The sequence below is a fragment of the Clostridium punense genome (assembly GCF_017874425.1).
GTDB classification, from domain to species: Bacteria; Bacillota; Clostridia; order Clostridiales; family Clostridiaceae; genus Clostridium_J; species Clostridium_J punense.
Genome location: NZ_JAGGLL010000024.1, coordinates 60,552 through 75,435, shown reverse-complemented (window position 1 = coordinate 75,435; position 14,884 = coordinate 60,552). Strand labels below are relative to the sequence as shown.

General features: G+C 31.1%; 7 protein-coding genes and 2 pseudogenes. 8 read left to right on the top strand and 1 reads right to left on the bottom strand.

The genetic code is table 11. The features are described from left to right. Positions 1 to 102 precede the first annotated feature (102 nt). The 3 genes and pseudogenes from J2Z44_RS14905 to J2Z44_RS22085 all read left to right on the top strand — a co-directional run. Positions 103 to 7,710, top strand: a complete 7,608-nt coding sequence (locus tag J2Z44_RS14905; RefSeq protein ID WP_245353378.1) for a non-ribosomal peptide synthetase — start codon at positions 103 to 105, stop codon at positions 7,708 to 7,710. A gap of 923 nt (positions 7,711 to 8,633) precedes the next feature. After that, positions 8,634 to 8,972, top strand: a complete 339-nt coding sequence (locus J2Z44_RS14900) for a hypothetical protein (protein WP_021281767.1) — start codon at positions 8,634 to 8,636, stop codon at positions 8,970 to 8,972. Positions 8,973 to 9,150: 178 nt separating this feature from the next. Beyond that, positions 9,151 to 9,474, top strand: a pseudogene (locus J2Z44_RS22085) (tyrosine-type recombinase/integrase); the annotation flags it as partial. A 411-nt stretch (positions 9,475 to 9,885) separates the two neighbouring features. Here J2Z44_RS22085 and J2Z44_RS14890 read toward each other — a convergent pair. Then, positions 9,886 to 10,161, bottom strand: coding sequence for a transposase domain-containing protein (locus J2Z44_RS14890; protein WP_021281769.1), 276 nt, complete (start codon positions 10,159 to 10,161; stop codon positions 9,886 to 9,888). A gap of 133 nt (positions 10,162 to 10,294) precedes the next feature. Here J2Z44_RS14890 and J2Z44_RS14885 point away from each other — a divergent pair, with 133 nt between their 5' ends. From J2Z44_RS14885 to J2Z44_RS14865, 5 genes and pseudogenes are all read left to right on the top strand, one after another. After that, entirely contained in the window at positions 10,295 to 12,199 is a 1,905-nt protein-coding gene (locus tag J2Z44_RS14885) for a tyrosine-type recombinase/integrase (RefSeq protein ID WP_021281770.1), read from the top strand. Further along, entirely contained in the window at positions 12,196 to 13,170 is a 975-nt protein-coding gene (locus J2Z44_RS14880; protein WP_021281771.1) for a tyrosine-type recombinase/integrase, read from the top strand. Before J2Z44_RS14885 ends, J2Z44_RS14880 begins: the two co-directional genes overlap by 4 nt. Further along, entirely contained in the window at positions 13,160 to 14,197 is a 1,038-nt protein-coding gene (locus J2Z44_RS14875) for a tyrosine-type recombinase/integrase (protein ID WP_021281772.1), read from the top strand. Before J2Z44_RS14880 ends, J2Z44_RS14875 begins: the two co-directional genes overlap by 11 nt. Positions 14,198 to 14,307: 110 nt before the next feature. Beyond that, positions 14,308 to 14,616, top strand: a pseudogene (locus tag J2Z44_RS14870) (transposase domain-containing protein); the annotation flags it as partial. Continuing rightward, positions 14,603 to 14,881, top strand: coding sequence for a hypothetical protein (locus J2Z44_RS14865; RefSeq protein WP_021281774.1), 279 nt, complete (start codon positions 14,603 to 14,605; stop codon positions 14,879 to 14,881). The pseudogene J2Z44_RS14870 and the gene J2Z44_RS14865, both read left to right, overlap by 14 nt. Positions 14,882 to 14,884 lie beyond the last annotated feature (3 nt).

Below are 14,884 nucleotides of genomic sequence, written 5' to 3'. Positions count from 1 at the left end.
CATATTCATCTTAAACTACTTGTTTATAAATAATAAAATTCTATGAAAATAGAAGTAAATAAAAGATAAATTAAAATTATTGAGGTAGGGGGAATGGATTGGATGGAGCAAGTTAATAAAGGGTTAGGGCATTGGAATGACCAACTCAAAAATTTGAAGAGTCACGAAAAGTTTTTATGGGATTACTGTGATAAATCTTTATATAAAAAATGTATATATAAAGAAGTATTTGATAAAGAGATTGGAAATACGGTGAGCGATATATGCAAAAACAACAACCTTTTGATATATACATTTTTAGTATCAACACTAAAAGTTACTCTATCTAAATATATGGGGAAAAATAATATTGCAATTGGGATACCTTGTTATAGTAATCAAAATATGAGAGGAAATGTGCATATAAATAAGTTATTACCATTAGTGTCATATATAGACCCTGAGATGACATATTTAGAGTATATGGGTTCTATTAAAGCCAAAGTGTTAGAGAATTATAAAAATCAGTCGTATTTAAGTTCAAAGATTTTAGTACAAAACGGATTAGTGAATGATGTAATGGAATTATCACCAATAAGTATATGCATGAAGGGCTTACATGAGGACATAGATATTAATTATATATGCGAATCAAGTAAAAATGAGTTATCATTTTTACTTGACCCTATGAAAGATAAATCAATAGGAATCAAAATTGTATATAATTCTAATAAAATTACAGAAGATACTGTTAAAGCTTTATACCAAAGTTATGAAACAGCTTTAATAGATATATTAAATAATTATAATAAGAAGATTAAAGATATAAAAATATTATCTCAAAAAGATATGGAAAAGATATTACATGAATTTAATGATACGAAAGCTGATTATCCAAAGGATAAAACAATTCATGAATTATTTCAGGATCAAGTAGAGAAGACTCCAGATAATATTGCAGTAATATTTGAAGATAAAAAGTTAACGTATAGAGAGTTGAATGAAAGATCAAATAGTCTTGCTAGAGTGTTAAGAGACAAAGGTGTTAAGGCTGATTCTATAGTTGGAATAGTGGTAGAAAGATCTCTAGAGATGATAGTGGGAATAATGGGAATACTAAAAGCCGGAGGAGCTTATTTGCCTATAGACCCGAACTATCCTAAGGGAAGAATAGAATATATGTTAAAGGATAGCGGATGTAGGGTTCTATTAAGTAAAAATGATTTAGTAGAAACTATAGAGTTTAATGGAGAGATTATAGATTTATATGATGAAAATTTATTTAATAGAGGGTCTAGTAATTTAGAGAAGATAAATAATTCAACTAAATTAGCATATATTATCTACACATCAGGAACAACTGGAAAACCTAAGGGAGCTATGATTGAACATAGATCATTGGTTAATAGGTTAAATTGGATGCAAAAGAAATATCCAATAACTGAAAAAGACACTATCTTACAAAAAACAACGTATACTTTTGACGTTTCTGTGTGGGAGATTTTATGGTGGTCATTAGTAGGAGCAAAAGTATGTATGCTTACTCCTAACGGAGAAAAAGACCCGATGAAAATAATAGAAACAATAGATAAGTACGAAGTAACAACAATGCATTTTGTACCTTCTATGTTAGATGTTTTCTTATATTGTGTAGAAGAAAATAGAAACAACATAAATTTATCAAGTTTAAGACAAGTATTTTCAAGTGGAGAAGCATTAAACTTTAAGCAAGTATCAAAGTTCTATAAAGAGTTTGAGACTGGAAAAAAACTTATAAATTTATACGGTCCAACGGAAGCAACTATAGATGTAGCTTATTTTGATTGTGCTAGCGATGGTAAAAGAATAATACCAATAGGAAAGCCAATTGATAACACTGAATTATATATTTTAAAGAATAATGAACTTGTTCCAATAGGGGTAGCAGGAGAGTTATACATAGCAGGACATGGATTAGCAAGAGGATATGTGAATAGACCTGAATTAACAGATGAAAAGTTTGTGGATAATCCATTTGAGCATGGAACAAAGATGTATAAAACAGGAGATTTAGCTAGATGGTTACCAGATGGAAATATAGAGTTCCTAGGAAGAATAGATAATCAAGTTAAGATAAGAGGATTCAGAATCGAACTTGGAGAGATAGAAAATAGATTATTACAGCATGAAAATATTAAAGAGGCAGCAGTTTTAGTTAAGGAAAACAAAGATAGTGAGAAATATATATGTGCATATGTTGTAAGTGACAAAAAGCTTCAAGAGTTAGATTTGAAAGGTTACTTAAAAGAAACATTGCCAGAATATATGGTTCCAGCTTACTTTGTACAGGTAGAAAAAATGCCGCTTAAAACCAATGGAAAGCTTGAGAGAAGAGCACTTCCAGAACCAAACTTAGATGTAACTTTAACTGAATATGAAGCTCCAAGAAATAAGGTTGAAGAGACTTTATCAAAAATATGGAGCGAAATATTAGGAGTTGAAAAGGTTGGAATAAATGATAATTTCTTTGATCTTGGAGGACACTCTTTAAAAGCTACAATGCTTATGGCTAAAATTCACAAGGAATTAAATAAAGAAGTTCCTTTAAAAGAGTTATTTAAAATGCCAACAATAAAAGAATTAAGCCAATATATAAAAAATGCAGAAGAGAGCCCTTATTCAAAAATAGAGAAAGTAGAAGAAAAGGAATATTATGAAGCATCTTCGGCTCAAAAAAGAATGTATATGCTTCAACAATTTGATAAAAATAGTACAGCTTATAATATGCCTGTAGCGTTCGAACTAAAGGGTGAGGTTGATAAGTGGAGAGTGGAAGAAGCCTTCAAAAAACTAGTTAAAAGACATGAAGCATTAAGAACTTATTTTCAATCTAATAGTAGTGAAATAGTACAAAAGGTACAAAAGAACTATACCTTTGAATTAATGAGCAAAAAAGAAGAGGGAGATATAGAAAGTATAATAGATAACTTTGTAAGACCATTCAATTTAGAAAAGGCTCCTTTATTCAGAGTAGAGCTCATTGAGAACGAGAACAAAACCTATTTATTAATAGATATGCATCACATAATATCAGATGGAACATCTATGGGGATATTAATAAAAGATTTTGAAAATCTATATAATCAACAGGATTTAGATTTATTAAAGCTTCAATACAAGGACTTTGCAGCATGGCAAAATGGTTTATTAAAATCACAAGATATGAAAAAACAGGAACAATACTGGATTAATATGTTTAGTGATGAAATACCAGTACTAAATATGCCTACAGATTATAAAAGGCCAGATGTTCAAAGTTTTGAAGGGGATAGTGTAAAATTTGTAATCGATAAGGACACGACAATAGAGTTGAAAAATCTTGCAAAAGAAACGGGAGCTACAATCTATATGGTATTATTATCAGCAGTAAATATACTGTTATCAAAATATAGTGGACAAGAGGATGTAATTGTAGGAAGTCCAATTGCAGGGAGAAAACAGGAAAATCTCCAAAATATAATAGGTATGTTTGTAAATACTTTATCTATGAGAAATTATCCTTTAGGGAATAAAACATATGAGGAATTTTTAACTGAGGTGAAGACAAACTGTTTAAAAGCTTATGAAAATCAGGAATATCAATTTGAAGAATTAGTAGAAAAGTTAAATCTTAAAAGATACTCAAATAGAAATCCGGTGTTTGATGTAATGTTTATATTGCAGAATATGAAACAGTATGGTGTGAAATTAAATAATTGTTCTATAGAACAGTATGCATACAAGAATAAAACATCTAAATTTGATTTGTTATTTATAGCGACTGAATATGAGGAAAAAATAAACTTTGAAATACAGTATTGTTCAGGACTTTTTAAACAGGATACCGTTGAAAAAATGATTAAGAGATTTAAAAAAGTTCTGAGTAATATAACTAATAATAGACATGTGCAGATATCAGAAATAGATGTTCTACTAGATGAGGAGAGAAAGAAGTTATTAATTGAATTTAATAACACAGATGTATTATATGACAATACTATAACTATAAAAGAACTTTTTGAAGAACGGGTTGAGAAAACTCCAAATGATGTAGCACTAGTATTTAAAAATAAGACAATGACGTATAATGACGTGAATGAATATTCAAATAACTTAGCTAGTTATTTGTTCCATCATGGTAATGTTGGAAATAATTCTAAAGTAGGAATACTCATGGAGAGATCAGAACTTATGATTATAGCTATTTTAGCAACGCTAAAGGTAGGGGGTACATATGTTCCAATTGATCCTCAATACCCTATAGATAGGATAAAGATAATTGCTGAAGATTGTGAAATAAGAAATATGATATCAAGTAAAGAACAGATTCCTATTTTAAATAAACTTCAGTGGGAGTGTTCTAAATTTCAAAACTATATATGTTTAAATTGTAATAATGTTTATGATGTGGAAGAATTTAATGATAGTAATTTTATGAGTGAGGACCTTTGGAATCATGTTGTTAGCAGTAGTTCTAGCAAAATAGGTGAAGGCGGCTGGAAGAGTAGTTATAATGGACAAGAATTTTCATGTGAAGAAATGAAAGAATATAGTGAAAATACATTATATAAGCTTAAACCATACATTAATAAAGATAGTAAAGTGTTAGAAATTGGATGTGCTTCCGGATTAACAATGTTTGAAATAGCTCCTCATGTAAATGAGTATTTTGGTACAGATATGTCAGGTGCAGTAATCGAAAGAAATAGTGAGCGAGTAGAGAAAGGTTGTATTAAAAATATAAAATTAAAATGCTTGAAAGCACATGAGATTAATGAAATTGATGATGGGGACTTTGATGTAATAATAATCAATAGCGTTATACAGTATTTTCCAGGGCATAATTATTTAAGAAGTATTATTGAAAAATCCCTAAATCTTTTAAAGGATAAGGGAATAATCTATATTGGTGATATTATGGATTCTGAACTGAAAGAAGATTTAATTGAATCTTTAAATGAATTTAAGAGAAATAATTCAAGTCATGGAAATAAAACCAAGATACAATTTGATTCGGAGTTATTTGTACCAAGAGCTTACTTTGAAGATATAGCCATTGATTTTCAAGAAATTAATAAAATAGAGTTTTCTAAAAAAATTCATACAATAGAAAATGAGTTAACAAAGTTCAGATATGATTGCGTAATAGAGGTGAGTAAATCACATAGTAGAAAATGTATCGATAAAAAATATAAGTATCAACATGGACTAATGGATTTGATGAAATATAAAAATATTCCTTATATTAGCAATATTAAGTCAAGTGATTTAGCTTATATACTTTATACATCTGGCTCAACAGGGAAGCCAAAAGGAGTAGAAGTACAACATAAGGCAGTTGTTAATTTCATAAATGGAATTGTATCATCAATAAATTTCACGAATAAAAACGCTATTCTATGTGCTACAAATATTTCATTTGACATATTTGTTTTGGAAACTTTGTTACCACTAATTTTAGGGTTGAAAATAGTTATTGCAGATGAAGAAGAACAAATAAATCCACAGCTATTGAAAAAATTAATACATGATTGGAATATTGATGTTTTGCAAGTAACACCTTCAAGAATGCAGATGATTATTAATGAAGATAAAGCGGTTGAAGAACTTAAAAAGCTTAAAATTATCCTAGTTGGTGGGGAACCGCTTAAAGAAACCTTACTGAAGTCTTTGAGTCAAACAACTAATGCAAGTATATATAATATGTATGGACCAACAGAAACTACTGTGTGGTCAACTTTTAGTAAACAAAGTTTCACTGAACAAATCACAATAGGCAAACCGATTAATAATACCCAAATATATATATTGGATAAGTATATGAAACTTGTGCCAATAGGTACAAGTGGTGAAATGTATATTTCGGGTGATGGATTAGCAAAAGGATACGTTAATAATACAGAATTAACAGCAGAAAAATTTATAAAGAATCCATTTAAGCTGCAAGGAAAGATGTATAAAACGGGAGATTTTGCTAGATGGTTACCTGATGGAAATATAGAGTTTTTAGGTAGGATAGATAATCAAGTTAAGATAAGAGGATTTAGAATAGAACTTGGTGAGATAGAAAATAGACTATTACAGCATGAATACATTAAAGGAGTGGTAGTTCTAGTGAAAGAAAATAAAAAAAATGATAAAAAGATATGTGCTTACGTAGTAGGAGAAAAAAATCTTAATGATTTAAATTTAAAAAGCTACGTAAAAGAAAAGCTGCCAGATTATATGATTCCAGATATTTTTGTAGATATTGATGAAATACCATTAACCACTAATGGAAAGGTTGATAAAAAATCTCTCCCAGAGCCAGTGTGGGAAAATAACTTAACTGAGTATCAAGCTCCTACAAATGAAATAGAAGAAAGATTAGTTAAAGTATGGAGTCAAGTTTTAGGAAAAGAAAAAATAGGAATAAACTGTAGCTTTTTTGAAATAGGTGGAAATTCATTAAATACACTTAATTTGGCTGAATATATTCATAAAGAGTTTGATGTAAAAATAAAAATAATAGATATATTTTCTTACCCTTTATTAAAGGAGCAAGCAGAATTAATTGAAAGTAAAATTAATTTTAGCAATTCTGTACTAGAGATAGATGAATATATAAAAAATGAAATATCAAAAGATTGTAGTATTCAATTTATAAAGAATAAGGGAGATATAGAGATAACTACATCAGATAAAGAAATTGAAGAGAAAATTAAAAAGCATATATATGAAAATTATAGCGATAAGTTAAAAAATAGCATTGCATGTTCGAAGGTTGAAAAGTCATTGCGTAAAATTCAAGTAAATGAAATCAATAAAATAATTTTAGAAGCAAAGCAAAATTGCGAAGAAATTAGCAATGTAATTTCAAATAGAGCTAACTTGAAATATATAGATTTTTTTGGGACACTAAAAAATCAATTTAGTTTGAAGAGAAAATCTTTATTACAAATGAATGTAGTTTTAAATTCAGTAGATTTCATAGAGTTAAAAAATAGACTAAAGAATTTTATTAATAAACATGAACTATTGAGGACTCACATAACATGTGAGGATGAAAAGTACTTTTTCCTAACCTGTGATAAAGTTGAAGATATTCCAATATATGTAGTAGAGCTATTAAATTGCACTCATGAGGATGCATTAGAATCAAAATTAAAAATATTAAATGAGTTAAGAGTAGATTTTGTTAAAAAATCGTTTTTAAATGAAATTCTTTGGAATTGGGTAATATTTAAAGAAGATGATAATTTCGAAGTTTTTATTATAATTGATCACAAGATTTCAGATGGGTTTGCAGAAGGAATAATAAAAAGAGATTTATTGAAAGAATCAAAAAAATTAATAAATAGTGAAATAGATTCTTATTTTGAGTATGTTGATGTTACTCGAAAGTCTATGACGCAGGAAAAAATAGACTTATATTACAATAGTGAAGATTATAATAAATTAAAAAATAGTGTTAATAACTTTTTAAATAATTCAGATAAAGAGAATCACAACAATGAATCTGCATATCGACGAGCTTTTAAATATAAAATTCTAGAAGATATTAGTTATAATAATGAAGAAAAAGAAAGGATAGCATTTAACTTAATTGTAAATATGTGTGGAGTATTATTTAATACTAATGAGATTCCTATAAGAGTAACAAGACATGGAAGACATTTTGATAATAAAAATTACATAGGTGCGACACGTTGCAATATGAAAAGGATTGCCTAAACAGATAAAACTGTTTAAGAACTGATAACTTGAAAAGTCAAATGATAGGGTAACGCCTTGAAGGGCTTCTCTAATACTCCGAATAGCGAAGCATTAAGTTAAGAAAAGCTTTGTTATAAGCTCGGTGAAGTCGGCTGAGGTTATCTCCTAACAGGTTAAGCTGAGGAAATGCGAACTAGAGGTAGTCGAGGATAATATAGGTCGGGAGTCCAAAAAATATCTATGGTAAGAATGGTTCAAGAGGACTGACGAAATTCCGAATGTACGGGTCTAAAAATTTATGAAATAGAAATGTTTCACCTACCAAAGTTGTAGGGCATGTGAGGGTGAGTAAAAATCTTTGTTATGAAAATCCTTATACTGTTAAAGGCAGTATAAAGCATGCAGGCTCATAGGAATTACCTAAGGATATATGCAGGGATAAAGTTATTGGAACGTGGTAAGCTGATAACATGGAGGACTTACTTCCGTTGAAATGGTAGCAAGGAAAAACGTAATGTTATAACTTGTTTTTATATCAGTGAAAGTAGTGGCACAGTACTGTTGAAGCTTGTGAAAGCAAGTGGAGGGATAGCCACAAGTCAATTAAAGCAAGAAATATTTTGAATGTGCAATACATCCAGGTTCGATTAAGACTAAAAAGGCTAGGGACATTTAAAACAAGGCTAACTGGGTGGGATGTTATCTTGGGAATGATTTGCCTCGTTTCGTAACATTTTATGATGTAACTGAAGTAGAGTAAAGTTTTATTGATGGAACGCCGTATGAGGTGAAAGTCTCACGTACGGTGTGGAGGAGGGGAAAAGAAGGAGATAATATCAAGTTCTTACCTATTCCTATATGTTCTAGGGGATTTTCATACTAAACTACCTATAGCATTTACTGTAAAAGCAAATGAAGAAATCACTGATTATTATGACGAATTGATAGCATTTGAAGAACATTATTACAATAAGCAAGGCTTAAACTTCCAATATATGATTTGTGATGAAGTTAATTTTGAAACTTATGATATACCAGAGTTAATAGAAAATATACCTGTAAGCTTCAACTTTTCAGGTGAAGTAAACGAACTAGAGGGTAATGAAAATATTTATTTGAAAGAAATGATGCAAAAATCAGGTGCAAAAAATAAGAATTCATATAAAATTAGGGTGTGGACAAGTAAACAAACAATATATATAGTGCCTTATTTTGAAATAGAAGATATCGATATAGATAGACTGGCTTATCTAGGTATAAAAGACTATAAAATAAAGTAAGCGCTGGAACACCTACCGTATTGCAAAAAACAAGCTTCAGACTTATAAAATGGATCCTATAAAATAGACAGTAGAAAAAAACGTAGTAAATACTAGTTTTACTGATTCTATTTTATGGGTAAGCGGTTAATAACTCGTCACATTGACAGGTTTTTAAGCCGCTTACGATAAAAATACGCCTATAGAAATCCGTAATAATGCAATTATAATGTGTTTTACAGAACTTGGACTACGCTGTCTAGAAGTTGCAAATCTTTCACTTGATGACTTCAACTGGCATGAAGCTAGTGTTACCATCAGAAACACTAAAAACCATACTGATCGCAAACTTCCTATATCATCTGCAGTGGGTAAAGCAATTGCAAACTATCTAAAATACTCTAGACCACAAACATCCAATCGAATACTCTTTGTAAGGTTTTCACACAATAGTCGAAACAGCAAAAGCTCACGGGTTATCCGTAGAGAAATATTTAGTTTATTTAATGGACGTGCTATCTAATTTAGAAGATAAGAGTGATGATATGCTAATAAAATACATGCCGTGGTCTCCGAAACTACCTGAAGATATAAAGCTTAAGAACAAAAATCTTCATGGTAAAAAGGACTAATATAAAATCCAGTAGAAGCAACTGTCGTGCTAGCTACTGGATTTATTTGTAAGCGGTTAATAACTCAGCACATTGACAATTTTTTTAGCCGCTTATTTTAAAATACTTTACTCTTATTTTTAGACATGACAAAAGCATCTAAAAAACTTAGGCTTAAAATTTATAATCCCTATTGTTTAGATGCATAGTTTATTGACCTTTAGGATAGAATTAATATACACAAAGAACATAATACTGAGTATACATTCAAGTATCTATTAACTTGTGATAGCATTTAATCCTTTTTAGATATATAGCATTCCTTAGGCAAGGTACCCCCCCCAAGGAAGTAACTGTTCAATCAACTCAGGATTATTTTTAAAATCTATATTAGGCATTGTTTCAAAAATATAGGTTAGATATTTCATAGGATTAATTTCATTTTCTTTAGCAGTCTCAACAATGCTATATATTATAGAGCTAGACTTCGCACCACGAACCGTATCACAGAAAAGGAAGTTCTTACGGCCTATAACAAAGGGTTTTACACTTCGTTCCGCAAGTAATCCTAATGTGAGGATTATTATCGTTATCCTCATCTTTAGAAAATCCTCAGGATTGTTTCAAAATAGCTTAAATGAAGCTTTTTATGTTTAATCCTGAGGATTTTGTTATACACTTCACCAGAAAAGATAATACTGGAATTACCAAACAAATTAAGGAGGTAATTTCATGTATCAAGATTATGACAACGCAGTCAGTGAGGTAAAAAAATACCTTGCAGAAAATTATTTTTCAAATTCAGTAATTTACAGCCATTTACATTGTTATCGTTCATTCAGACAGTATCTGGAAGAAAATCGTATTCCTTATTCACATGAGGAAGCGGTAAAATGGCTAAATAGTAACAAACTAAGATGGAAGCATTCTAAATATAAAATGTTTAGACTCTCACATTTTCAGCTTAACGATGTAACTGAAAATGGGTGTATATCTAACAATAGCTATGTGTATGAAGATTCCTATAACTATAAAAGACTTCCAGAGTGGTGCAAATTATTACTGGATAGTTACCTGAATCATATTTCAAATTCATTTAGTAAAGGCTATGTAAGTCAGCACAGAATAGCATGCTCTAAATTTCTAATCTACATCAACAGTATCGGTGGGAAAAATACAGGCGATATTAATCATATAAACATTATCCGATATTTTAACCAAAGTAAACATCGTACCATTCAGGTAAAGAACATATACAACCGAAGCATGCGTCATTTTTTTCAATATCTGGCCAATAAGAATATGGTTCCTGCATCACTTATATATGAATTGGATCGATTTGTAATTCCAAGAATAATTATTATAGATGAACTTTCTGAGAATGATAGAAAAGCTTGGATTAATTGTTTAGTTCAAACTCCAGGTGAAATTTCTGCAACTGAATATTATTTCATTGCTAAGGAATTAGGAGATACTTATCTTAATTATCATAATTATTCAAAAATGATGAAGAGATTATTCCGTAAAGCGTGGAGGGAATTATATGTTTTTCTAGAGGCAAATAGATTAAGCTATTCCTACAAAGCAGCAGAATATTGGTGTTTCTGCCTAAAAAACTATACTATTCAGTGGAAATCATACAGGCGCGCCATAAAACTTTTGGAACAGTATAGAGAATATGGTGATATCAAACCCGATATTGTATATTCTTATAAAGAAGATTCCATTAACATTTTACCTGATTGGAGCCGTAGGCTGCTTCTTGATTTCCTGTCAAAGAAGAAGAAAGAAGAAAATTCAGCCTCAACAATTAGCATGTATCACTCTTCATGTTTAAGATTTTTGAAATTCCTCGAAGATAAAGAAATTAAATGCTGTGACATGATAAATCCAATGATCATAAAGGAATTCCATGCTTCAGATCCTCATTCAACGGCGGAAGCAAGGAACGCCTATAGTGTGAGAATACGTGGTTTTTTGGATTACCTTGCTGACTTAGGATATGTACCAGTAACGCTTCAAATGGCTCTAACTACTGAATGTGCACAAAAAACAGAGATCGTTGATATACTTACAGATGAAGAAATTACTTCAGTTTACAGCTTTAAGGCTAACGCCAAAAATCCTATGGATTTAAGAAATGCAGCAATAGTTCTCATAGGGCTTCGTATGGGATTGCGCGCCTCTGATATTACAGGTATGAAACTGACTGATATTTCATGGGAAGAGCAGACAATATCTGTACAGCAGCAGAAAACAGATAAGTTTTTAAAGCTTCCAATGCCGGTAGAAGTTGGGAATAGTTTATACAAATATATCATGAATGGAAGACCCTGCGTAGCTTCAGATTATGTATTTATTAGTCATAGAGTCCCTTACAGCAGGTTAAATACGAGTTGTTGCCATCGTGCATTATACAAAGCGTTAGGTAAAGAAAAAAATGGCTTCCATATCACTAGAAAAACATTTGCATCCTTATTGCTTAAGAGCAGGGCTAATCCTGATACGATAGCAGACTCGCTTGGGCATAGCAACAATTCAACTGTCCTTAAATATCTGGCAACTGATGGCGATACTATGAGGCAGTGTGCTCTTTCATTAAAAGGTATTGAGATAAATGGAGGGATGCTGCTATGAGCATAAAATATATTTACAGTAGCAGTATTGCACAATATATCGAAGGATTGATATGTCAAAAAAGAGCTGATGGTTTTGTATATGAGTATGAAGCTTATATATTAAAAACCTTTGATGATTTTTGCATAGATAATGACTTCTGTGATTCAATCATAACAAGAGATTTAGTCATGAAATGGGCTGTACAAAGACCAACAGAAGGAGTAAATTATCGTAATCAAAGAGTTTCTTTCATTAGACAATTGTCTTTATATATGAATTCACTGGGAATCACTTCATATATACCGCAACAGACGGCATCAAAAGTTACCACTATTCCTCATATATTAAGTGCAGACGAATTAAAGAGCTTATATCATGTAATAGATACATATCTTCCTGAAAAAGAAGTATGGCATCGCTTTTCCATGGAGTACCAGATTATTTTTCGACTATATTATTGCTGTGGCTTACGACTGGTAGAAGCCTGTAATCTTAAAGTAAAGGATGTAGATCTCGATGATGGTATTCTAAAAATCATTCAATCAAAGGGAAATAAAGATCGGCTTGTATATATGGCAGATGACGTTACTGAACTATGCAAGGAATACAATAAAAGGATATCATCAGAAATAACTATTCGAGAATGGTTTTTTCCAGGTAGAATACTAGAGCAACCTATCAGAAAAACGAGCATGGACAAGAAATTCAAACAATTATGGAATATGACTCCATTTGCAAATACATGTGACAAAACTCCTACAATACATGCATTGCGCCATACTTTTGTTGTTAACAGGATGAATGAATGGATGCTTCAGGGAATCAGTCTAAATACCATGATGCCATACCTAAGCAGATACCTTGGACATTCCAGTGTAGAAGATACTTTCTATTATTACCATCAGGTTGACAAAGCATTTCAGATTATACGTCAGAAAGATTCGTTGTCAGATAAAGTGATTCCGGAGGTGGTTCCTTATGAAGAATAAGGTAATTCAAACTGGACCTTTGTTTTTTTCCATGACTTTGGAGTTTCTTGAAACATATCTGCCACGCCAATTAGGAAGAAGTCCTAAAACTATCAAATCATACAGAGATTCTCTAACGATTTTTAGACGATACTTGTATGAAAAGTATCAGATATCTGTTGCTGTTTTTAAATTTGAAGACTGTAATCAGAAATGTATCCAAGAATTTATAATATATCTAAAGAATAATGGAAACAGCCCTGGAACCTGCAATCAGAGACTTACTGCATTAAAGTCTTATTTATGGTTTGCTGCTGACAGAAATATTACTGTTCAGTCAGTTGCTTTAAGCATTTCTAAAATACCACAATGCAAAGTTCCTAAAAAGGAAAAAGAAACATTAACTGAAGAAGCTCTGACTGCTATCCTGCAACAACCCCCTAATACAAAAATTGGATTACGCGACCGTGTTATCATGATACTTCTTTACGATTCTGCCATAAGATTGGAAGAATTATTATGCCTCACATTAAAAGACCTCTCCTTACAGGCAGCTAATCCTTATATAAGAATCTCCGGAAAAGGGAATAAAGAACGTATTGTTGCTATTACTCAAAAAACAGCAGAACATCTGAAACAATATTTGACAATATATCATAAAGATGATTTAAATATGAACCAGTATGTATTCATTACTAAAATCAAAGAGGTCATAGATAAGATGTCCTCAGGAAATGTAGAGCGTTTTATTAAACATTATGCAGATAGTGCAAGAGTGAAATACTCAAAAATACCGCCAAAAGTATATCCCCACATGTTTAGGCGGACAAGGGCAACTGATCTTTATCAAAATGGTGTTGAACTTGAGCTTGTATCAAGAATTCTTGGGCATTCATCTACAGAAACAACTAAAGTTTATGCAAAGCCTTCAATAGAAATGCTTAGAAAAGCAATTGAGTCCGTACAGATACCAGCTCAAGCAAATGAACAACCTTTGTGGACATCATGTGATGAAAAAGAAATAGCTAAATTGTATGGCTTGAGATAAAAATTAATCCTCAGGATTATATAGAAGCACCTTGATTTAAGCTACTTTCATGCAACCCTGAGGATTTTCTAAAGATGAGGATAACGCAAGTAATCCTAATGTGAGGATTATTATCGGAGATTGCCGTGAAACCCGTAGCGATTACACGAAAAAACTCACTGTTTTCAGATTCGACAGATGGAGCAGAAGCGTCAGCTACTGTATTTAGCATTATAAATACGGCAGCAGCCAATAATTTAGATGCTTATAAATATCTTGAATATCTCTTCCAAAGGTTGCCCAATAGTAATTTTGCATCAAATTCTTCTGTGCTTGATGAATATTTGCCATGGTCAGATAAAGTACAGATTGAATGCAGAATAAATACTACAGAAACAGAAATAAACAAAGAGGAGGAACACTGCAGTGAGTCAGCCTAATATTGACTACATGATGAATATGACGAAGGAGTTTCTTAGCGGGGAAATTGATGGAATAGCTTATACTCTTGATTTTCCTTATGAACTGGAACAACGATACAAAAAAATGCATCGAGAAGATGATGATTATTGTGAATTGATATATGAATGTCTTTATGAAGAAGGTATCGCTATATATAATGAGCTATCAGACCCTGAATTTAAGAACCTTATTCGAAAACAGTATAATTACATAAAGAAAATTGCAAAAGAAGGATTCTATTAAAAA